Source organism: Hymenobacter latericoloratus (assembly GCF_014199535.1).
Classification (GTDB): Bacteria; Bacteroidota; Bacteroidia; order Cytophagales; family Hymenobacteraceae; genus Hymenobacter; species Hymenobacter latericoloratus.
Genome location: NZ_JACHNV010000001.1, coordinates 300,948 through 322,031 on the forward strand (window position 1 = coordinate 300,948; position 21,084 = coordinate 322,031).

Annotated in this window: 20 protein-coding genes and 1 pseudogene; 13 read left to right on the plus strand and 8 right to left on the minus strand. The window is 61.4% G+C overall.

What is annotated here, in order from left to right; all coding sequences use genetic code 11:
- The first annotated feature begins 141 nt into the window (after positions 1 to 141).
- The 4 genes from GGU46_RS01375 (at position 142) to ytxJ (ending at position 3,354) form a co-directional block, all read left to right on the plus strand.
- Positions 142 to 2,130, plus strand: a complete 1,989-nt coding sequence (locus tag GGU46_RS01375; protein ID WP_183401800.1) for an alpha-ketoacid dehydrogenase subunit alpha/beta — start codon at positions 142 to 144, stop codon at positions 2,128 to 2,130.
- A 62-nt stretch (positions 2,131 to 2,192) separates the two neighbouring features.
- The gene (locus GGU46_RS01380) at positions 2,193 to 2,510 is read left to right on the plus strand and encodes a hypothetical protein (protein ID WP_139925365.1); all 318 of its coding nucleotides are present in this window, start codon (positions 2,193 to 2,195) and stop codon (positions 2,508 to 2,510) included.
- Between the two features lie 151 nt (positions 2,511 to 2,661).
- Positions 2,662 to 3,000, plus strand: a complete 339-nt coding sequence (locus tag GGU46_RS01385; RefSeq protein WP_183401801.1) for a hypothetical protein — start codon at positions 2,662 to 2,664, stop codon at positions 2,998 to 3,000.
- Between the two features lie 12 nt (positions 3,001 to 3,012).
- A complete protein-coding gene (ytxJ, locus tag GGU46_RS01390) occupies positions 3,013 to 3,354 on the plus strand; it encodes a bacillithiol system redox-active protein YtxJ (RefSeq protein ID WP_183401802.1) in 342 nt (113 codons plus the stop codon).
- A 258-nt stretch (positions 3,355 to 3,612) separates the two neighbouring features.
- Here ytxJ and GGU46_RS01395 read toward each other — a convergent pair whose 3' ends face one another.
- Positions 3,613 to 4,017, minus strand: a complete 405-nt coding sequence (locus GGU46_RS01395) for an OsmC family protein (protein WP_183401803.1) — start codon at positions 4,015 to 4,017, stop codon at positions 3,613 to 3,615.
- Between the two features lie 132 nt (positions 4,018 to 4,149).
- Here GGU46_RS01395 and GGU46_RS01400 point away from each other — a divergent pair, with 132 nt between their 5' ends.
- Together GGU46_RS01400 and lipA are read left to right on the plus strand one after the other, a co-directional pair.
- Positions 4,150 to 4,920, plus strand: a complete 771-nt coding sequence (locus tag GGU46_RS01400) for a hypothetical protein (RefSeq protein ID WP_183401804.1) — start codon at positions 4,150 to 4,152, stop codon at positions 4,918 to 4,920.
- Between the two features lie 145 nt (positions 4,921 to 5,065).
- On the plus strand, positions 5,066 to 5,968 hold the full coding sequence (gene lipA, locus GGU46_RS01405) for a lipoyl synthase (protein ID WP_183402550.1): 903 nt from the start codon (positions 5,066 to 5,068) through the stop codon (positions 5,966 to 5,968).
- A 130-nt stretch (positions 5,969 to 6,098) separates the two neighbouring features.
- On the opposite strand, the gene GGU46_RS01410 is transcribed toward lipA, so the two are convergent.
- Positions 6,099 to 6,704 carry a DUF4136 domain-containing protein gene (locus GGU46_RS01410; RefSeq protein WP_183401805.1) on the minus strand — a complete coding sequence of 202 codons (606 nt, stop codon included), beginning with the start codon at positions 6,702 to 6,704 and terminating at the stop codon, positions 6,099 to 6,101.
- Positions 6,705 to 6,914: 210 nt separating this feature from the next.
- Here GGU46_RS01410 and GGU46_RS01415 point away from each other — a divergent pair, with 210 nt between their 5' ends.
- Positions 6,915 to 7,211 (plus strand): putative periplasmic lipoprotein, encoded by a 297-nt coding sequence (locus tag GGU46_RS01415; RefSeq protein ID WP_183401806.1) that lies wholly within the window; start codon positions 6,915 to 6,917, stop codon positions 7,209 to 7,211.
- A 93-nt stretch (positions 7,212 to 7,304) separates the two neighbouring features.
- Here GGU46_RS01415 and gcvP read toward each other — a convergent pair whose 3' ends face one another.
- Positions 7,305 to 10,220, minus strand: a complete 2,916-nt coding sequence (gene gcvP / locus GGU46_RS01420; RefSeq protein ID WP_183401807.1) for an aminomethyl-transferring glycine dehydrogenase — start codon at positions 10,218 to 10,220, stop codon at positions 7,305 to 7,307.
- A gap of 421 nt (positions 10,221 to 10,641) precedes the next feature.
- Between gcvP and GGU46_RS01425 the strand changes: the two genes are divergently transcribed.
- The gene (locus GGU46_RS01425; RefSeq protein ID WP_183401808.1) at positions 10,642 to 11,856 is read left to right on the plus strand and encodes an NAD(P)-dependent oxidoreductase; all 1,215 of its coding nucleotides are present in this window, start codon (positions 10,642 to 10,644) and stop codon (positions 11,854 to 11,856) included.
- Between the two features lie 161 nt (positions 11,857 to 12,017).
- On the opposite strand, the gene GGU46_RS01430 is transcribed toward GGU46_RS01425, so the two are convergent.
- Together GGU46_RS01430 and GGU46_RS01435 are read right to left on the minus strand one after the other, a co-directional pair.
- Entirely contained in the window at positions 12,018 to 12,845 is an 828-nt protein-coding gene (locus tag GGU46_RS01430) for a DUF1206 domain-containing protein (protein WP_183401809.1), read from the minus strand.
- A 47-nt stretch (positions 12,846 to 12,892) separates the two neighbouring features.
- The gene (locus GGU46_RS01435; protein ID WP_183401810.1) at positions 12,893 to 13,477 is read right to left on the minus strand and encodes a DNA-binding protein; all 585 of its coding nucleotides are present in this window, start codon (positions 13,475 to 13,477) and stop codon (positions 12,893 to 12,895) included.
- A 507-nt stretch (positions 13,478 to 13,984) separates the two neighbouring features.
- On the opposite strand from GGU46_RS01435, the gene GGU46_RS01440 reads away from it, so the two are divergent.
- The gene (locus GGU46_RS01440; RefSeq protein ID WP_183401811.1) at positions 13,985 to 15,520 is read left to right on the plus strand and encodes a hypothetical protein; all 1,536 of its coding nucleotides are present in this window, start codon (positions 13,985 to 13,987) and stop codon (positions 15,518 to 15,520) included.
- A gap of 186 nt (positions 15,521 to 15,706) precedes the next feature.
- Positions 15,707 to 15,766: pseudogene (locus GGU46_RS22540) on the plus strand (keywimysin-related RiPP); the annotation flags it as partial.
- Here the strand turns inward: GGU46_RS22540 and GGU46_RS01445 are convergent.
- A complete protein-coding gene (locus tag GGU46_RS01445; protein WP_183401812.1) occupies positions 15,763 to 16,092 on the minus strand; it encodes a hypothetical protein in 330 nt (109 codons plus the stop codon). The pseudogene GGU46_RS22540 and the gene GGU46_RS01445 overlap by 4 nt on opposite strands.
- A 188-nt stretch (positions 16,093 to 16,280) precedes the next feature.
- Here GGU46_RS01445 and GGU46_RS01450 point away from each other — a divergent pair, with 188 nt between their 5' ends.
- Positions 16,281 to 16,724, plus strand: coding sequence for a DUF6799 domain-containing protein (locus GGU46_RS01450; protein ID WP_183401813.1), 444 nt, complete (start codon positions 16,281 to 16,283; stop codon positions 16,722 to 16,724).
- 15 nt (positions 16,725 to 16,739) lie between these two features.
- Here the strand turns inward: GGU46_RS01450 and GGU46_RS01455 are convergent, their stop codons facing one another.
- On the minus strand, positions 16,740 to 18,806 hold the full coding sequence (locus GGU46_RS01455; protein WP_183401814.1) for a WG repeat-containing protein: 2,067 nt from the start codon (positions 18,804 to 18,806) through the stop codon (positions 16,740 to 16,742).
- Positions 18,807 to 18,952: 146 nt separating this feature from the next.
- Between GGU46_RS01455 and GGU46_RS01460 the strand changes: the two genes are divergently transcribed.
- Positions 18,953 to 19,354 carry a hypothetical protein gene (locus GGU46_RS01460; RefSeq protein WP_183401815.1) on the plus strand — a complete coding sequence of 134 codons (402 nt, stop codon included), beginning with the start codon at positions 18,953 to 18,955 and terminating at the stop codon, positions 19,352 to 19,354.
- Positions 19,355 to 19,501: 147 nt separating this feature from the next.
- Positions 19,502 to 20,521 (plus strand): hypothetical protein, encoded by a 1,020-nt coding sequence (locus tag GGU46_RS01465; RefSeq protein WP_246398699.1) that lies wholly within the window; start codon positions 19,502 to 19,504, stop codon positions 20,519 to 20,521.
- Between the two features lie 15 nt (positions 20,522 to 20,536).
- Here the strand turns inward: GGU46_RS01465 and GGU46_RS01470 are convergent, their stop codons facing one another.
- A complete protein-coding gene (locus GGU46_RS01470) occupies positions 20,537 to 21,064 on the minus strand; it encodes an RlpA-like double-psi beta-barrel domain-containing protein (protein ID WP_183401816.1) in 528 nt (175 codons plus the stop codon).
- Positions 21,065 to 21,084 lie beyond the last annotated feature (20 nt).

Sequence of the window (21,084 nt, forward strand, 5' to 3'; positions counted from 1 at the left end):
CATAGAAGAGGGGTAGGGAGAAAACCGGCTCCCGAAGATAGATGCCCGGCTGCCGCCAATTCCATAAAGCTCAGCCAATAATTTCCCTTCCCCGCCAAACCCGTACTTTTGGCCCCACCCATCATTTCCTGCTGACTCCCGATGAACTTCGACCGGAAAGACTACTCCAACGACACCCTGCTCCACCTCTACCAGGGCCTGCTGAAACCGCGCATGATTGAGGAGAAAATGCTCATTCTACTGCGCCAGGGCAAAGTAAGCAAGTGGTTTTCGGGCATCGGGCAGGAGGCTATTTCGGTGGGCAGCACCCTGGCCCTGGAGCCCGATGAGTACATCCTGCCCCTGCACCGCAACCTGGGCGTATTCACGGGCCGCAACGTGCCCCTCGACCGGCTGTTTGCCCAGTGGCAGGGCAAAACCACGGGCTTCACCAAGGGCCGCGACCGGTCGTTTCACTTCGGTACCAACGAGCACCACATCGTGGGCATGATTTCGCACCTGGGCCCCCAGCTGGCCGTAGCGGACGGCATTGCCCTGGCCGACAAGCTCGACGACCGGCCGAAAGTGACCATCACGTACTCAGGCGACGGCGGCGCCTCGGAAGGCGACTTCCATGAGGCCCTGAACGTGGCGGCCGTGTGGCAGCTGCCCGTCATCTTCATCATCGAAAACAACGGGTACGGCCTGAGCACGCCCTCCAACGAGCAGTTCCGCTTCAAACAGTTCATCGACAAAGGCCCCGCCTACGGCATGGAGGCCGTGCAGGTAGATGGCAACAACGTGCTGGAAGTGTACGATACCGTGCGCCGCCTGGCCGAGGATCTGCGCCAGAACCCCCGCCCCGTACTGCTGGAGGCCCTCACCTTCCGCATGCGCGGGCACGAGGAAGCCAGCGGCACCAAGTACGTGCCCCAGGAGCTGTTTGAGCAGTGGGCCCAGAAAGACCCCGTGGAGAACTTTGAGAAGTGGCTGCTGCAGGAAGGTGTTCTGGATGAGGAAGCCCGCATGCGCTACCGCGAAACCATTAAGCGCGAAATTGAGGAAGGCCTGCGCGTGGCCGATGCTACCCCCCTACCCACCGCCGATGCCGGGCAGGAGCTGGCCGATATGTATCTGCCCTTCGAGCCCGATGCTACCCTCAACCTGGCAACCGATAATGCCCAACCGACAACTGACAAGCGCTACGTGGATGCCATTTCCGACGGGCTGCGCCAGAGCATGGAGCGCTACCCCGAGCTGGTGCTCATGGGCCAGGATATTGCGGAGTACGGCGGCGTATTCAAGATTACAGAGGGCTTTGTGCAGCAGTTTGGCAAGGGCCGGGTGCGCAACACGCCCCTCTGCGAGTCGGCTATTGTGGGGGCGGGGCTGGGCCTGAGCATCAAGGGCAAGAAGGCCATGGTGGAAATGCAGTTCGCCGATTTCGTGACCTGCGGCTTCAACCAGATTGTAAACAACCTCGCCAAAAGCCACTACCGCTGGGGCCAGAACGCCGACGTGGTAGTACGGATGCCCACCGGCGCGGGCACGGCCGCCGGGCCCTTCCACAGCCAAAGCAACGAGGCCTGGTTTACCCACACCCCCGGCCTGAAAGTGGTATTCCCGAGCAACCCCGTGGATGCCAAAGGCCTGCTCTGCGCCGCCTTCGAGGACCCCAACCCCGTTATGTACTTTGAGCACAAGCTGCTGTACCGCAGTATCACGGCGCCCGTGCCCGATGCCTACTACACCACGCCTATCGGGAAGGCGGCTTTGGTGCGCGAGGGCCACGAGATGAGCATTATCACCTACGGGGCCGGCGTGCACTGGGCGCTGGCGCTGGCCGAGGAGGTAGGGCTTTCGGCCGACATCCTGGACCTGCGGACTCTGCTGCCCTGGGATACCGAGGCCGTGCGCCAGACCGTAGAGAAAACCGGCCGCGTCATCATTCTGCACGAAGACACCCTGATAGGCGGCTTGGGCGGCGAAATTGCGGCCTGGATTGCGGAGCACTGTTTCCGCCACCTCGATGCGCCCGTGCACCGCGTGGCCTCCCTGGATACGGCCGTGCCCTTCGCGCCCCCGCTGGAAAAAGTGTTCCTGCCCCAGCAGCGCCTGCGCGAAACGGTGGCGAAACTGCGGAGCTACTAGCCCCCGAAATCCGTAATTTGCGCCTGCTGCCTTCCTGGGCAGAAAGTTGAATTCTACTCCGCATGAAGGTTTTTACTGCTTCCGGGTTGCGCCTGCCCCTGCTGGTGCTGGCGGTGCTGCTGGCTTCGGCCTGCCACCCCTACCGCATGCCCAGCCCTACGGGGCCACCCCAGCCCAAAGTCAAAAAAGCCAAAAACCCCGACAACCAGTCGGCCGACGGGCGGGCCCTGGACGTGGAAAAAGAGGCCGTAAAAACCCAGAAAAACAGTTACGATAAAAATGGCCTTCTGAAGAAGCCCAAGTACGAGCGCCGCCGCCTGAAGCACAAAGTGGGGCAGCGCAAATTCCTGGGCATCGTCCTTCCTGATTTTCTGCAGTAAGTTGGAGCCATACACCGCCCGGCCTCATTGCCCGCCAGGGGGTAGCCTAGCGTGGCGCTGGCCGAGGCTTGCTGCTTTCCGTACGGGTAGGGGGCAGCTGGCAGCAGCCCTGCTCTACTACCCGGCATCATCACCTCTATTGTTTACTCCTATGCGGCGCTACTTCTTTATCGGAGCTTTTGTACTGGCGGGCCTGGCTACTGCCCCCGAGGCCCGGGCTCAGTTGGAATCTACTAGCCCGGCCCAGCAGCGGGCGGCCAACCGCCGCGCCCTGCGGGAAGCCGCGCGGGTTAAGGCAGAGTACAAAGAGTCGCACCTGACGGTAACCAAGGCCGAGCTCAAGCAGGGCGGCGCCGGCAAGCAGGCCACCATCAAACCCACGGGCACGCAGGCGGCGTATCAGTTCGACCGCACCGGTACGCCGCGCGTCACCGAACCATCGCGCCTTAGTTTGCGTCTGCGGAAGAAGAAAGATTCCAACGCTCAGTAATTTCTTGCATTCATGACCCCCTGGCAACCCCTCACCGAATCCGAGCAGCTCACGGACATCGTCCGCGAATCGTACGAGCACCCGGTTCTTATTTTCAAGCACAGCACCTCCTGCTCCATCAGTGCCGCCGCCAAGGGCAAGGTTGAGCGCCAGTGGGGCGAGGCTGGTTTGGATAGCACCAAGCTTTACTACCTCGATTTGCTGCGCTACCGCCCCATCTCCAACGAAATAGCCACCAAATTCGGTATCCGTCACGAGTCGCCCCAGCTGCTGCTCATCCAGAACGGGGAGTGCCGCTACGATGCCTCCCACATGAGCATCCGCCTTAACGAGGTAGCCCAGCTGGTGAAATAAGGTGCTGAGGTGAGGAAGTAAATAGTGACAGGTGAACAGGCCGGTGGCAGACTTCCGCCGCCTTGTTCGGGCTACCCGGCCCGCCTGGTCCGGCGTCCATCATCCTACCCCTGCCTGAACCACAAGGGAGCCGGCGCAACAACAGTGCGCCGGCTCCCTTGTGGTTTGTGCGGTACCTGCAACCAGGCAAGGCAGGCGCTCGGAACGAGGTGACACCAGCCGTCCGCCAGTCCGCTCCCTCAGCCCTTCATCCTCTCTTTACTCATACAGGAACCGAACCTCCTGGCGGATTTCCGGGTTTAGGCTCAGGGCCACCGGACAGGTGCGGGCGGCGTTTTCCAGTATGGTCTGCTCCTTTTCCGTGAGGGTGGCGGGCAGGCGGAACGTAACGTCAATCTGCCCGATGCGGCGGGGCTCCGCCACCATGTGCTTGGTTACCTCCCAGCGTACGCCGGTCAGGTCCAGGGCGTGGCGCTCGGCCACAATACCCATAATGGTCATCATGCAGGAGCCCAGGGACGCCGCCACCAGGTCGGTGGGGGAGAAGGCCTCGCCCCGCCCGTGGTTGTCCACGGGAGCATCAGTCAGGATGGTATTGCCGGAGGCCACGTGGGTAGCTTCGGTGCGCAAATTGCCGGCGTAGCGGGCGGTGGCAGTGCTCATAGGAAATCAAAATTAGCCAAGTGTATGCGGGTAAATTTACGTACTTTCGGTAGGGTTGACGGTCAGCAGCCCGTGCACCCGCAATTTCTTCACTGCCTCCTGCGTTCCTTTTCCGTGCGTACATCATTTGTTATGAGCTCCGGCCTGCTGTTGGCAGCATTGGGCGTGGTACCGGCCGCGCAGGCCCAGCAAAGCCAGGCCACCTCTTCCAGCAACGATGAGCCTTCCTACCGCAAAGAGTTTACTTACGGTATCAATTTTAACACCCGGGGGGGGCTGATCGGGGGCGCTTCGGTGCGTTCCACCCGGGTTCTGAGCCAGGACTGGGCGCGCTTCTGGAGCGTGGAAGCTGTGGAAATCAAGCACCCCAAAGAGCAGAAGCTGGGCACTGGCTACGGCGGCTCGTTCGTGTACGGCAAAAGCAATTACTTTTTCGCCTTGCGTCCCTCGGTAGGGCTGCAGCGGGTGATATTCCGCAAAGCGCCCGACTCGGGGGTGCAGGTGAACGTGCTGGCCGGAGCCGGCCCGTCCATCGGGCTGCTTATGCCCTACTACATCAGCTACGACTACAGCAACGGCCGGCCTACCACTGCCGATATTATCAACGAGCAGTACGACCCGGAAATTCACCGCGACCCACTGGACCTGGTGGTGGATCGGGCGCCGTTGTTTTCCGGCGCGGGTCAAACCAAACCCATTATAGGCGCGCACCTGCGGGGGGCTCTCAGCTTTGAGTATGGGCGCTACCGGGATGCCGTAGCGGGCGTAGAGGTAGGGTTTCTGCTGGAAGCCTACGCCAAAGACCCGGCCATCATCCGGGTGGCGCAGGTGCCCGATAAAGACCTGAACGACCAGTTTCTGCCCTCCGTGTACCTGACGCTTTACTTAGGCACCAGAAATTAACACGTGAAAACCAGCCTCCGGACCCCTTCTCCGGGGGCTGTTGGCTTTTCCTGGGAGGCCGCGAAACCACAAGCGGGTCGGAATTGTCTTAGGGGCTGAATACCCGCAACCTATTCCCCCTTACCTTTGCAGCATGGATGAACTGTTGCTGACCCTGCCCATCATTCAGCCCGAGGCGGCTGCCCCCGTAGCGCCCGCCAAACCGCGCAAGCCCGACTGGCTGCGCGTGAAGCTGCCGGTGGGCCCGGCCTACGCCAATGTCCGCCGCCTGGTGGATGAACATAAGCTGCATACTATCTGCGAAAGCGGCAACTGCCCCAACATGGGCGAGTGCTGGGGCGCGGGTACGGCTACCTTCATGATTCTGGGCAACGTATGCACGCGCTCCTGCTCGTTCTGCGCCGTGGCTACCGGCCGCCCCACCGAGTACGACCTCGACGAGCCCCGCCGGGTGGCCGAGGCCATTCAGCTCATGGGCGTGAAGCACGCCGTCATTACCTCCGTGAACCGCGACGAGTTGAAGGACCGCGGCGCCAGCGTCTGGTACGAAACCGTGGTGCAAACCAAGCTGCTCAGCCCCACAACCACCATCGAAACCCTGATTCCGGACGTGAAGGCTAATTGGGAAGCCCTCGAAACGATGATTGCCGGCGGCCAGGAAGTGGTGTCGCACAACATGGAAACCGTGGGCAGCCTCTACCGCCTCGTGCGGCCCCAGGCCAAGTACGACCGGAGCCTGGAGCAGATCCGGCGCACCAAGCAGGCCGGCAAGCGCACCAAGTCAGGCATTATGCTGGGCCTGGGCGAAACCAAGGACGAGATGTATCAGGCCATGGACGACCTGGCCGCTAATGGCCTCGACATCCTGACCCTGGGCCAGTACCTGCAGCCTACCAAGCGCCACATTGAAGTAGCCGAGTTTATTCACCCCGACCTCTTCGCGCACTACCGGGAGGAAGGCCTGAAGCGCGGCCTCAAGTACGTGGAAAGCGGCCCGTTGGTACGCTCCAGCTACCACGCCGAGCGCCACGTAAACGTGCCCATCTAAGCTTCGCCAAAACCTAACCCAGCCCAAGGCCTACCTCCTTTTCAGGGGGTAGGCCTTGGGCTTTTGTGTGGTCACAAAAAAAACCTGTCTCGCACTGCGCGAAACAGGTTTCTGAAAGCTTGCTGACCGATTAGCGGCTGGCTTGCTCAGCTCCGGGAGGGTAGTTGCCCAGGATGCTGGTCACGATGCGCTGCACCTCGGGCTCGGAAATAGTCTGGTTATCGACCTGGGCCTGGCCCTGGCCGCGCCAGGCTAGCTCCTTGCGGCGGGCATCCACGAAATCGAGGATAACCGTGCCGGCTTTGTAATCGATGATAACTTGGTTGAAGCCCCGGTTGTAGAAGCCGCCGTAGCCGTACCAGTAAGGGTAGCCGTAGGGGCCGTAGCCGCCGGTGCTGCGCTGCTTATCCTCCACGCGGGCACTGTAGGCAACATACACATCGGGGTTTTTATCAACCTGCGACAGACCTTTGGCGTTGAGCTGCTGCTCCACGGCCGTGCGGATGCGCTTGTCCAGGAACGACTCGTAGCCTTTGGCCGGGCCGCCTTCCGTATCGGTGGGCTGCTGCGGGTACCAGGCCCAGGTTTTGTAGGCGCGGAAGTTTACCGAATGGTCGAAGTCGGAGGTAACGCCCACGCGCGCCGTGGTGGCGCAGCCGCTGGCCCCCAGCAGCAGGGTCAGCCCCAGTACCGACAGCGCCAGGGGACGGGTCAAGAATTTGGGAATGCGGTTCATAGGAAGAAATCAGTAGGGATGGATGCCCGGACGGAGCGGCGGTTCGCTGCTTCCTGCTTCCGGTCTGCTTAGTAAACAGTAGCCGCCTGTTGCTCGTTCCCGTTGAGATAGACTGCATGCAGAATAATTCTGCGAATAATCCGACTTCGAAAATTCCTTTTCAGCTTAAAATATCCCTACCTTTTGGAAGGCCTTTTCCTCTGTTGCTCAATGAAAAAAACGTTACTCTGTCTTGGTACTGCCGGGCTGCTGGCTTCCTGCAGCGCCACCAGTACCGAATCTCGCTCCAATACAGCTTCCACGGGTCCCGTAGTCCATCATACGGTAGTAGAATGCGTCCTGTATGATGGCATGACCAAAACCTCGCAGCAACTAAGCACCGTAAGCTCCGGCAACGAGGTGCAGGTAATGGACACTGTTGATGCCTACTTCGTGAAGGTGCGCGTAACGGCCGGGGGTAAAACCCAGAACGGCTATATGTACCGCACCTGCTTCGCGCAAAAGTAACCGCGCCTACCCGTCGCACGCACCTATCGGACCTCACACGAAAAAGGCCCGGAACCGCTGGTTCCGGGCCTTTTTCGTGTGGCTCTTCGTGGATTAGTACGAGGGGCCTTTATCGGTTTCTACCAGCTTCTCCTCGGCGTCGGCGTACTGTTCCACGGGGGTGCAGGCACAGATGAGGTTCCGGTCGCCGTAGGCGGAGTCGATGCGGGCTACCGTGGGCCAGAACTTGGCGGCGCGCACGTATTCGGTGGGGTACACGGCCTCCTCGCGGGTGTAGGGGCGGTTCCAGTCGGCGGTGAGCACGGCGGCAGCGGTGTGCGGGGCGTGCTTCAGCAGGTTGTCCTTCTGGTCGGCGCGGCCTTCTTCCACGGCGGCAATTTCCTTGCGGATGCCAATCATGGCCTCAATGAAGCGGTCCAGCTCCTCCTTGCTTTCCGACTCCGTAGGCTCCACCATCAGGGTGCCCGCTACCGGGAACGATACGGTGGGCGCGTGGAAACCGTAGTCCATCAGGCGCTTGGCAATATCTTCTACCTCAATGCCGGCCTTCTTGAACTGGCGGCAGTCCAGAATCATTTCGTGGGCGCAACGGCCGTTGGCTCCGGTATAGAGCACGGGGTAGTGCGCTTCCAGCTTGGCCTTGATGTAGTTGGCATTCAGAATGGCCGTGCGGGTAGCCTGGGTCAGCCCCTCGCCACCCATCATCGAAATGTAGGCGTAGCTGATGGGCAGAATGCTGGCTGAACCCCAGGGAGCCGAAGTAACGGCGCCATAGGTGCGGCCGTCGGCATCCACCAGCACGTGGCCGGGCAGGTAGGGAGCCAGGTCGGCTACTACCCCAATGGGGCCCACGCCGGGTCCGCCGCCACCGTGCGGGATGCAGAAGGTTTTGTGCAGGTTCAGGTGGCACACGTCGGCCCCGATGGTAGCGGGCGAGGTGAGGCCTACCTGGGCGTTCATGTTGGCGCCGTCCATGTACACGCGGCCGCCGTGGTTATGAATGGTCTGGCAGATGTCGATGATGGTTTCCTCGTACACGCCGTGCGTGCTGGGGTAGGTCACCATCAGGCAGCTCAGCTTGTCGGCGTACTGGGCGGCTTTGGCCTTCAGGTCCTCCACGTCGATGTTGCCTTCCTCGGTGCTCTTTACTACCACTACCTGCATGCCGGCCATAACGGCCGAAGCGGGGTTGGTGCCGTGGGCCGAAGCCGGAATCAGGGCCACGTTGCGGTGCTGGTCGCCGCGGGCATCGTGGTAGCCTTTAATGGCCAGCAGACCCGCGTACTCGCCCTGCGCCCCGGAGTTAGGCTGCAGCGACACGGCCGCGAAGCCCGTTACCTCGCACAGCCACGCTTCCAGGTCGCGGAAGATTTCGGCGTAGCCCTGGGCTTGCTCACGCGGCGCGAAGGGGTGCAAACCACCGATTTCCGGCCAAGTTACCGGAATCATTTCGGCGGTGGCGTTGAGCTTCATGGTGCACGAGCCCAGCGGAATCATGGAGTGAGCCAGGCTCAGGTCCTTGTTTTCCAGCTGCTTCATGTAGCGCAGCATCTCGTGCTCGGAGTGGTGCGAGTTGAAGATGGGGTGGGTCAGGTACTCGCTCTTGCGAATCAGCGCGTCCGGCCAGTTTACCGACACCTCAGAGGGTAGGGAAACCTGAGTTGCCTCTTTACCCAACACCTTGGCAAACACGGCCACGATGTCCTGCACATCCTCGATTTCGGTGTTCTGGTGCAGGGAAATGCCGACCTGAGTTTCGCCGAAATAGCGGAAGTTGATGCCCGCAGCCTCGGCTTCCTGGCGGATGGCCTGCTGCAGCTCGGCGCTTTCCAGCTGAAGAGCCAGCGTGTCGAAGTAGTGCTCGTTGGTTTGCTCCAGGCCCAGGCCGGTGAGGGCGCCGTTCAGCGTTTGCGCCAAGGCGTGCACGTTGGCGGCAAACTGGCGGAGGCGTTGGGGGCCGTGGTACACGGCGTACATGCCGGCCAGCACCGACAGTAGCACCTGAGCGGTGCAAATGTTAGAGGTGGCCTTTTCGCGGCGGATGTGCTGCTCGCGGGTTTGCAGGGCCATGCGGTAGGCCTTGTTGCCGGCCGCATCGATGCTCTGGCCAATAATACGGCCCGGAATTACCCGCTTGAAGGCGTCTTTGGTAGCCAGGAAGCCGGCGTGCGGTCCGCCGTAGCCCATGGGCACCCCGAAGCGCTGGGAGTTGCCCACTACGGCATCGGCACCCATTTCGCCGGGAGGCGTGAGCAGGGTGAGGGCCAGCAGGTCGGCGGCTACGGTTACGAACAGGCTGTTGTCGTGGGCCTTCGAGATGAAGTCGGTGTAGTCGTACACGGCGCCATCGGCGGCAGGGTACTGCAGCAGGGTGCCGAACAGAGCCTCGTCGGTGAGGTCCACGGTGCGGTGGTCGCCCACCACTACCTCAATACCCAGGGGGGTAGCGCGGGTACGCACTACATCGATGGTTTGGGGCAGCACCTGATCCGAAATGAAGTAGCGGGTAGCATTCTTCTTCTTGGTCAGGGAGTGGAACATGTGCAGGGTCTCAGCGGCGGCGGTGCCTTCGTCGAGCAGGGAAGCATTGGCTATTTCCAGGCCCGTCAGGTCAATTACCATGGTCTGGTAGTTGATGAGGGCTTCGAGGCGGCCCTGGGCAATTTCGGCCTGGTAGGGGGTGTAGGCCGTGTACCAGCCCGGGTTTTCCAGGATGTTGCGCTGGATGACGGGCGGCAGCTGGGTGTCGTGGTAGCCCAGACCAATGTAGTTTTTGAACAGCTTATTCTGGCCGGCAATACGCTTGAACTTCGCCAAAAAAGCCCGCTCCGTGAGGGCAGCGGGCAGGTTCAGCGGCTTCTTCAGGCGGATGGCGGCCGGCACAGTTTCGTCGATGAGCTGGTCAATCGACTCCACGCCAATGGTGCGCAGCATTTCGGCTACCGCAGCTTCGTCGGGGCCATTATGGCGGTCCACGAATACATCGGCGGGCTTGGGTTGAAGCAACATAAAAACAAGGGTGAGGGTGGCAACAGAGCAGGCCCCTAGGCAGAGCCCTTACAAAGGTAGCGCGAAAAGCCTTCACGCTTCCGCCCTAAAACCAGCAAAAGTTGGGGGTTGTTCCGGGGAGTTTTTTCGGACTGGTCTATGGACATCTGGCTAGTGGGTGCCCTGCCAGGGTTTGGGATGACGGGAGGGGGTAGAAAGCTCGCATTCTGAGGCTTCCGGCCCGACGGGCGCAGCCCGTACGACCAGTTGGCTTCGGGCTGACTTGCGGCTGATGGGTTTGGGAAGATAGAGGGGGTAGGCAGATACGGCGCGGGCTGCTCTCACGGCAGCCAGTCGGACGGGCTGCGTCCGTCGGACCGGCAAACGGAGCTCAACTATTTTCCGCAGATTTAGGCCCGATACCCACCCATTCCTACCCCCCATGCGTCATCTTACCATTGGCCTGATCCGCGAAGGCAAAGTGCCACCCGACAAGCGAGTACCGCTTACCCCGAAGAAATGCGCCGAAGCCGAGGCCCGCTTTCCGGGGCTGAAAGTAGTGGTGCAGGAAAGCCCCATCCGTTGCTTCTCGGACCAGGAATACCGCGACCTGGGCCTGGAAGTGCGCCCCGATGTGTCGGACTGCGACATTCTGATGGGCGTGAAGGAAGTGCCCGTGGCCCAGCTCATTCCCAACAAAACCTACTTGTTCTTCTCGCACACCGTGAAAAAGCAGCCCGCCAACCGGGAGCTGCTACGGCAGGTGCTGGCCCGAAACATCACTCTGATCGACTACGAAATGCTCACCAATGAGCAGGGGGAGCGGATTGTAGCCTTCGGGCGCTGGGCCGGCATTGTGGGCGCCTACAATGGCCTGCTCACCTACGGCCGCAAGCACAACCTCTTCCAGCTAAAGCCCGCCTACCAGTGCGTGGACATGGAAGATATGCAGGAGGAGTTCTTCAAGGTGAAGCGCCTGCCGCCCATTAAAATTGCCGTAACCGGCTCGGGCCGGGTAGCCCAGGGCGCCGTGGAGGTGCTGAACATGATGCGCATCCGGCGCGTGAGCGTGTACGACTACCTCTACCTGGAGTTCAACGAGCCGGTGTACACCCAACTGCGCTCCTCCGACTACAACCGCCGCCGCGACGGCCGCGTGTGGGATACGCCCGACTTCCACCGCAACCCGCACGAGTACGAAAGCACGTTCCAGAACTTCCTGCCCGTTACCCATCTGCTGATTGCCTGCGCCTACTGGCACCCGGCCGCACCCCGCCTGTTCACCGAGGACGACATCTGCCAGCCCGGCTTCCGCATCAATACCATTGCCGACGTGACCTGCGACGTGAACGGCTCCATCCCGACGACCAAGCGGGCTAGCAGCATTCAGGAGCCGGCCTTCGACTACAACTGCCAGACCCGAGAACTGGAGCCGGCGTATTCGCAGCCTGGCAACATTACCGTTATGGCGGTGGACAACCTGCCCTGTGAGCTGCCCCGTAACGCTAGCCGTGACTTTGGCCGCCAGCTCATTGACAATGTACTACCCCACCTCGTGCACGAAGGTGGCACGGATGAGGTAGTGGAACGCGCCACCATTGCCCGCCACGGCCAGCTCACGGAACGCTACCAGTACCTGGCCGATTATGTCAAATAGTGAGGTGGTGAAGTGGTGAAGTGGTGGGTTTAAAAACCAGCACGTCATCCTGAGCGCAGCGAAGGACCTTACCACGTCAAAACGAGTCGTTGTTACGATGTCGTTCTTTCGTTTTAAGGTTCTTCGCTGCGCTCAGGATGACGTACCTTCTACTCACCATTTCACACCCGCAGCACCGGGAAGCGGGCCTGCACCAGCATGTATAGGCCGTAGGCCATCAGGCCCAGCGCTACCACAGCCAGCACAACCGGGCCCATGGAGGCCAGCAGGTCGAAAGCTTCGTCGGTGGTGCCCACGGCCTCGGCGCGCGACTGTTGGCCCGCCTGCAGGAAAAAGTAGCCAATAATGCCCATCACAATGCCCCGGGCCGTGTAGCCCACCTGCCCCGTGCGGTACACTACCTGTTGCTGGTTGGCTGGAAGGCCGCTGGCATTTACGTGCTTATGAAACTTGCCGGAGTAAGCCCGATAAATCTGGTAGATGCCGCCCCCGATAATAGCCAAACCGAGCGCCATAATAATCCACTCGCCGCCGGGCCAGCTCAGCACTTTGGCCGTGAAGGTTTGCTGCCCGTTGCCGCCAGAGTTGGCCGTGCCGTTCAGGGCCAGCTGGGCGGCATACCAAGCCAAGCTACCATATAGCAGGCCGCTGCCCGCATAGCCCAGGCGTCGGCCAATGCCCCTCGCGCCGGAGCCCTTGTCTTCCGTATCCAGCAGGGCCTGCGTAAAGCGCCACACGATGTAGCCTACCAGCCCGAAGGCCACCAAGCCCAGCAGCACTTGTCCGCCGGGCAGGTCTTGTAAAGTTTGAACAGCTTCTTTTTTATCGGCAGTCTGGCCGCCTTTCTGGCCCGAAGCGGCCAGCAGTGCCAGCAGGCCCATCAACAGATATACAATGCCTTTGGCCGCGAAGCCAAAGCGGGCCAGCGCCCGAATGCCCGAAGAAGGCGACGTCGGGACGGCCGAGAGAATAGGGTTAGAAGCAGTCATGGAATGGCAGGGTTGGATGAAGTACAGCCAACTCTACGCATGAAAGCTCAGCTAGGGTTAGTTTGCGCCGCGGCGGAGTGGGCCAGCAGCCCCGGCGGCTGATAAATACGGGCGCCCCGCCGAATAAGAGCCGCGTTTTCAGGCAAGTCCAGGGTCACGATGGGCTTGTTGTGGGCTGCCTCGCTCTGCAGCAGACGGTCGAGGTTGCCGCCGGGCCTGACAAACGGGACGAAAAAACGGTCGGCCAGATCGGCCAGGAGTAGGTCGCGGATGTCGGAGGTTTCCTGCGAAACGATGCTGACGCTGGGCTCGAAGGGCGACACGAACAGCAGCCGGCCCAGGTGGATATCCCGCTCGTACTCAAACTGCACCGTGGGCTGAATGCCCCGGCCCAGCACGTACACAATGGGCTGCAGCACATCCTGCCGCAAAAACCGAAACACCGACTGTTCCATGCGGGAGTTGAAGCCCGATACCACGCAATAGCCCAGCTGGCGCTGTTCCATGGCCCACAGGTAAGTAGTGCGCTCAATGCTGACCGGATACTGGCGGGAGCACAACAGTGCCGTTTTTGGCAGCCGCAGCAGCGCCGTATTGCCTACCATCCGAAGTTCTTCCGCCGACGTCTTCATAACCTCTGTCTGGTGTTAAGTTATAAAAATTATTTAATTAGTGATATATATGTATGTAATAGCTATCTAGTTTGAATCGTGAAAAGATCAGAATGCAAGTGCAAGCGGTGTGCTGGTGGCTTGTGAGATGAACGTGAAAACACTGCGGTAACCATCAATACGGTAGTTCTTCGCCGGAAGTGGCTGGGGGCAACTGCAAGTTCAGGAACGATGCAGGGACGCACAGCCGTGTCTCATCGTCTGCGCCACTCAGGTGTTGCCGCTCAGATGCTACCGTTCAACGCGTGAGACGCAAGCACGCGTCTCCACACCGCTGGAATAGGCAGAAGGATAATTTGCTTATTATCAATAGATAGAAAGACTCTCGCTTGCCGCCGATGGTACAGGCTGTGCCAACTGCTCATCAGGTTGCGGGTTGCGCAGGGGGTAGGAAAAACCGCGTCTGGCTCAGCCGGAATATTCCCCGCATTGAGTATCATTGATTATTGCTTGTGGCCCCTTATTCCAATGGATGATTTAAGAACTACCCTGAGTACGTTTTCGGCTGATGAGTGCAAGGAGTTTCGGCAGTTTATTCAGCGGCAGCGGCGCAAGCAGAAGGGCCGGATGGACGTGCGCCTCTGCGACCTGCTGCTGCACCAAAAGGAATATACCACCGAGGAGCTGCTTACTCGCCTCTACCCCGAGGAGCCCAACGCGGTGGCCTACTACGCCCTGCGCAAGCGCCTCATGCGCCACCTCACCGACTACCTGCTGCTGCGCCAGCGCCAGCAGGACCCCACGGCGGCGTCTTCGGTGCGCGGGCTGCTTACCCTGGCCCAGTACCTGTTTGAGGTAGGCGTGCCGCGCCTGGCCTGGAGCACCGTGCGCAAGGCCGAAAAGCTGGCCTGCCAGAACGAGCAGTACGAGCTGCTGAATACGGTGTATAACCTCCAGATTGCCCAGGCCGGCAGCAAGTACGCCGACGACCTGCAGGACATTATTCAGCGCCGCAACCTCAACAAGAAAGCCGCCGACGAGGAGGAACGCGCCAACATTGCCGACAGCCTCATTCGGCAGCGGCTGCGGCAGGCGCGGGTGAAAGGCCGGGCCGGCGAGTCGTTTGATACCATTCTGCAGGACGTGCTGCGCGAGTATGATCTGCAGGAAGCCTTTGCCCGGCGCCCGGCCCTGCTCTACCGGCTCATGTCCATTGCCCGGGCGGCCATGCTGGTGCGCCGCGACTACCTGTCGTTTGCGCCCTTCGTGATGCGCTGTTACCACCTCATGGAAAAGCGCCACGGCTTTCAGCCGGCCCACCGCGAGGCTCAGCTGGGGCTGCTCTACATGATTGCGCACTCCCTGTACCGCACCCGCCGCTTCCGCGAATCGGTGGAGTACCTGGAGCGGTTGCGGGCGGTGCTGGAAAGCGGGCCCAAGCTGGAATCGACGGGGCTGCGGGCGCGCTACACCTTCCTGCTGGCCGCCAACTACGCCTTCCTACGCCGCAACACCGACAGCATCCGGCTGCTGGAAGACATTCTGCGCACGCCGCTGGCCCCCCGCGACCAACTCACGGCCCGGCTGGGCCTGGGCTTTCATTACTTCGCCGAAGGCCAGTTTCAGAAAACCAACCAGGCCCTGCTGGGCATTGGGCGCACCGACCACTGGTGCGAGCAGGAAATGGGGGTAGAGTGGGTGCTCAACCGCAACATGGGCGAGATGCTAACCCAGCTGGAACTTGGCAACCCCGATCTGGCCCTGAACCGCCTGCGCGCCATCGAACGACTCATCAAAGAACGATTCGGGCCCGATGGCGGCGGCTACGCGGCCGTGCTCTACTACCTGCAGCTGGTGCGCGACCTGGTGGACGAGCCGGAACTGGCCCGCACAGCGGCCTTCGCCGAGCGCGCTGCCCAAATTCCGGCTTTCGTACCCCTGGAACAGGAAGACCTGCAGGCCCTGAGCTTCTACAGCTGGCTTAAAGCCCGCATTCAGTCCCGGCCTTATTATGAGGTGCTGCTGGAGTTGGCCGGCGCCACTGAAACAGTGCTGGCGGGATAATAAGAATTCTGAAGAACGTCGTGTCGAGCTTGGCCAGACATCTCGCGTGCTTGTCCAGAGCCTCATGCTAAGCCTGTCGAACCGAAAGTCGCCGTAGGCAAGCATCTCGCGTGTTGACGTTGCAGTCGTGGGCCTCCTCCCCCCCCTTACGGTCTCCAGCACGTCAGCTTCCTACCCCCTTAAGAATACGAAAAGCCCCGGCTGGTACCAGCCGGGGCTTTTCGCGTTCTTAAGGCAGAGAGTTAGTCGTTCTTGGTAGCGGCGTTGATTTCAGCTTTGGCGTCGGCAGAAGCTTCTTTGGCTTCAGCTTTCACTTCGGCAGCGGCGGCTTCGGTTTTGGCTTCGGCTTTTTCGGCGGCGTTTTCGATGGCGTCGCCGGTTTTTTCGGCGGCGGCTTCGGTTTCGTTGGCGGCGTTGGTGGCTTCGGCCGAGGCCGCGTCGCCTACACGTTCGGCGGCAGCTTCGGTGTGCTCACCAGCCGCCTCGGCGTTTTCTTTGCCTTCCTGAGTGCAGGAGGTAGCGGAGAAAGCAACGGCCGCAGCCACAAACAGGGACTTGAAGAGGGTTTTCATGGACGTAGGTAGGTAAGGTAAGGTAAGTGGGTGAAGCACAACAGGAAGTGCTGCGTACTGCTTAATAGCCAGGCGTATGGAAGGTAACCCGAGTCAGAAGGAAAGTTTTCTGCCGTGCTTTGCAGCTCAACTTCCTGCCCAGCAGCCCGTACTGCCGCCTACGCATTTCCCTTTCTGATTCTGCATCTATGCTTTTCCGAATCTGCCTGCTGACGTGTTTGCTGGGTGCTACCCACTTGGCCTCGGCCCAAGGCAATGACGGCTTTCAGCGGCGCGACGGCACTATGTACCTCATCCGTAACGGCGAAACCCGCCCCATGACCCGCGACGCGCGCCTGCCCAACGGCCGCCTCATCACCCGCGACGGATTTGTGGTGGCCCGCGACGGCAAACGAACGGAGCTGAAAGACGGGCAGGGCTGCACGCTGCTCGGCGAGCCGGTAGCCGTCCGCCCGCAGCCCGATGGTCGGTTGCTGTTGGCAACCAGTGCGGCCCCACGGGCTGCCGCCCCGGCGGCCCCCATCAGCTACTCGGAGGCGGTTTGGCGCTGGCTGGAGGGTAGGGGCCGAGGCAAGGGGAAAGGCCGGGAGAAGTCTAAGCACAAAGCCAGAGGCAAGCACGACGACGATTAAGCGTAAACCACCGCGTTAATCCTTCACTTCGTCGCCGTCCCGGTCAATAAAAAACGTGCGCCCTTGCTGCGTCACGCGGGCCCGGCCCTGGGCATCAAAATCGGTGGCGCTGGCGTAGCGCCCAAACGGAGCCGTGCCCACGGTAGTATCGGCCAGGTACTCGGGCCGGATGAACGTGAAGTAGCCGTTGGTTTTTACCCGGGCCAGTTCTTGATTGAAGGAATACGCTTCCTGAAAGATGACCGGGGCCGAGGCCGGCTCATCGGGGCCGCTGATGTAGTGCCAGCCCCGGTAATCGAGCACGGCGGCGTAGCCTTCGGCGAAGTCGCGGGCAGCGTAGTAATAGGCCCCAAATTCTTCGCCGGCTCTGTTGATGAACGTGTAGGTCTTGCCCACCCGGGCCCGCGCAAAATCACCGGAGTACGGGTACAGGGCATCGTAGGCGGGCTTGATAACTTCCGCGCCGTCATCCTGCACAAAGCCAAACACGCCGTTCAGCTCCACCACCGCCCTACCCTGGTGAAAAGTATCAATGCGGGCGTAGCGGGCCGGGAGCAGCGTATCACCGCCGGGCGTCAGCAGGCCGTAGCGGCCCTGCTGTTGGAACGAAACCGGCACCTCCGGCCCTCCGCAACGGGTAACGCCCACGGCTAGCAACACGGCGGCCAGGCTGCCACCTGCTATGTATGCAAGCTGGCGCGGCTGCTGGCGTACCTGGGCTAACCAGGGCGTTATGCCGCTGCTTACCCGGCGCAGAGCGGGCCGCCATCGGTTGAGACCAGCCAGAAACTGCTGGCGCGCTTCGGCGGGCCGCCCAAACTGCGGGCGGCCACCCGGTGCTGCCGGCCCGCTAGGGTTGGCCGGGCTAATGGGGGTAGCACTGGCAACAGGCTCTGCAGCAGCCGGTGGCGGTGCCGAGGTTGCGGCTGGCTCAGGGGGTAGGATAGGAGTAGCGGTAGGCGGAGCTGCGGTGCTACCCGGCGGCAGCACCGTCGGGGCTGAGGCAAGGCGTTCAATCAGGTTTTCGAGCTGCTGAATCTTGCTGCCCAACTCCTGGTTGCGGCGCTCCAGCTCCTGGCGGTACGCCTGAATAGAGGTCTCCAGCGCCGCCTTCTCGCGCTTTTCCGCGGCCAGCTGCTGCTGCAGGTCGGGGGCTTCGGTGGCGGCTACGGGGGTAGCGGCCAACTGCTGCTGCAGCTGGGCGATGCGTTGTTCCCGCTCGGTTTCGCGGGTTTCCATGGCCTGCAGCTGCTGGCTGAGGTCGGCCTGCAGGGTGGTGCGCAGTTGCTCCAGCTCCTGCTTTTCCTGGCTGCGGGCCTCCAGATCTACCTCGTAGCCGGTGGTGCGCCGGTCCAGCTCGTCCACGTCTTCGGCCCCTAGCCACCGCCACAACTGCCCGGCCTTCTGCCGAAACACGGTGGCCGGTCCGGCCGACTCGGTTGGCCCGGTAGCGGGAGGGAGGGAACTGGCGGGGGGGGCTACCTCGCTTTCCGGCGCAAACCCCAGGCTCTGGCAAAGCTGCTCCAGATCAGCGGGCGTGAGGTCGATTTCGGGGGAGGCCAGTTGAGCCAGGCGGCGCGTGAAGCGGGCCGGATCGGGCAGTAGATGGAAGGTAGAAGCGGCCGGCACGGCAGCCATGCGCGCTTCCACCTCCGGCCCAAACCGCACGGGCGCCCCAAACAGTATCAAGCCGGTAGTAAACTGCAGGTTGGCGGCTTCGGGCGGCAGGTGCGGCGCGAGGTAGGCAGCCAAAGCCGCCCGCTGCTGCTCAAAGCGGCGGAACGGGTTTTCGGCCTCGTCAGGGAGTTCCAGCGGGGCCCCATCGAGCAACCAGGTGCCCGTGCGCAAATCCGGTATATGGAGCAACCCCCCCGCTGGTATCAGCTGCAGAATAGTGATGCTGCGCGGCCGCACTACCACGGCATCTAGGGCAAGGTCCGGCCGGGCTGCATCGGGCACCACATTACCCACCACTACCGTGTAGGGCGCCCCCGCCTCGGCGCGCAGGGCGGCCACCACAGCGTCGAACTGCTGCTGTCGGGCGGGAGAGGAGAAAGGAGCCGATTGGTAGGTGTGCAGCATAAGGGAACAGCAGGAGCGCAAGTTTGCGGCCAGATCGGGCCGCGCCGGGTTGTACGGCCGTTTTCCGATTGGGGTATGCCAACTTTTCCGCGCCGGGGCAAGTATAGACGTTTACCTCTCCCTCAACTGTAGTTTTCCTCTTTATTATGGATTCCACCGCCTCAACTCCCCAAACTCCGCCCACGCCTTCCGTACCGCTCGACGTTACCGATCAGCAAAACTCGGCCCTGTTGGAAGATACTCTGAACCTGCTCAACGCCGGCGCCCCCGACAAAGCCGGGGAGAAGGGCTTGGCGGAAATTGACCGGTGGGCCGAAGTGCTGCGCGCCTCCGAGCGCCCCGGCTTGGCCAAAATCATTCAGGAGCTGACTACCCTGCGCGAGCAGCTCAACTCCTCCGACGCCGAGGCCCACGACATTGCCGAAACCCTGGCTACCCTGGGCGCCGAAACCTCTAAAGTAGCCGATGAAACCTCGGATGGCTACAGCGCCCCGCTGGCTCAGCTGGGCAAACTGCTCATCAAGCTCGGCTCCACCCTCTCGCGCTAAGCCGCTTCCGCCGAAGTCTGACAACGTAAAAAGCCCTGACTTGCATAGTCAGGGCTTTTTGGGTTCAGGCCAAACAATAGGGTAGGCGAAAGGTATTCACCTCTTCCGGCGGGTGCGCCGTACTTTTGCAGCCTCATGCCAGTACCTATGTCTGAAATTCAGCCTCTCGACGACCTCACCTTGTACGACCCCTTCGAAGGGATGCGCTTCACGATGCACCGCTGCTTCCTGTGCGGCACGCCCACTGCCCCTCCGCAGGACACCATCCCGGTTTTCGCCGATTGGCTGATGACGCGCTACAACCTGCGGGAGCGGCAGATCAAGCTGCTGGATATGAGCATTGTGCAGTACCAGGATTTGCGGATTGCCTGCTGCCCCAGGTGTCGGACCCAGCACGTAGAGCCGCTGGAAGCCCGCATGGAGGCGGCCGCCGAGAAGGGGGTAGCTGGCTTTCGGGAAGTAGATGAGCAGACGCTGTTTCTGTGGCTGGGCAAAATGTTCTACGGCATTCTGGTTACGGAGCTGCTCACCGAGCTCGATCCGCTGGCCCGGCCCCAGTACCCGCTGGCCGAAAACGCCCTGCTGCTGCGGCGGTTTCAGGCGTTCTTTCAGCCCTTGCAGGCCCTGCGGGTGCCCATGGAGTACGACGATTTCACGCCGGCTTCCATCTTTATTCTGGAGGCCGACCCGCGCGAAGACACCATGCCCTTTGAGTACGATGACGACCTGAGCACCATGGGCTTTAGCATCAAGCTGGGCAATGCCGTGCTGGTGGCCTGCCTGGTTGATAACGGCATTATTCAGCAGGCCATGCGCCGGGTGTACCAAGATGCCTACCGCCCCCTGCACCCCGTGCAGATTGCAGAGTTCAAGGCCCGGGTGTACTACGCCGCCTACATCCTCAACGTCATCCCCGACTACTACCCCCGCGCCGTGCGGCCGGGCGATACGGAAGTGGTGCTGGACACGCTGATAGACGACGTAACGACCTCTATTTTCAACCCCTGGGAAAATAGCGCCTACGGACAGTCGTTGCTGGAAATGTGGAAACGGTGGCAGATTCCGCTGGAGGAAATTCTGCGCAACCCGGCCGAGCCGCTCACCTTCCTGTATGATGCGGACGGGCAGCCCCAGGTGCTGGAGCACTTCCCGCAGAAGGCCGGGTAGGAAAAAAAGCGTCGCCTACCCCGGCTGCCAGGTGGGTTCTTCGGCGTACTTGGTAAGCTTGATATCGGTCCAGCGTCCTTCGAAGCCGGTTTTTTTCTTGCATTCCCGCTCACTTACCAACACATCCACGGCGTGGCGGTGGCGGCGGTTCATGGTGTCGTGAATAACGTACACGCCGTCGAGGTCGGCGGAAATACCGCGCACTCGTACTTTTTCGCCGTAGCGGAAGGGGCCGCCCCACTTGGCCAGCAGGTCGCGGGAAACGGCCAGCCAGCGGGTTTTGCTGGAGTGGCGCTCAGGGATGATGGAGCCATCGGCGGTTTCCATCGGGTTGTCGTCGGTCTGGTCCGGTTCAGGCCAGTAAGTAGTTGCTGTGACGCGGTACGTCAGCGTTTTAGGAGCCTTTTTTACGGGCATCACCGGCAGCGCAAGGGCTACCGGGCGGGGGCTAAGGCTGGCTACCGTCGAGGGTAGGGCCAAAGCAGGAACTGAAATGGTGCGGGGAGGGAATAGGAAGGTCAGTAGGAATAGCGCAATGGACATGACGTTTGGGTTCGTGAACT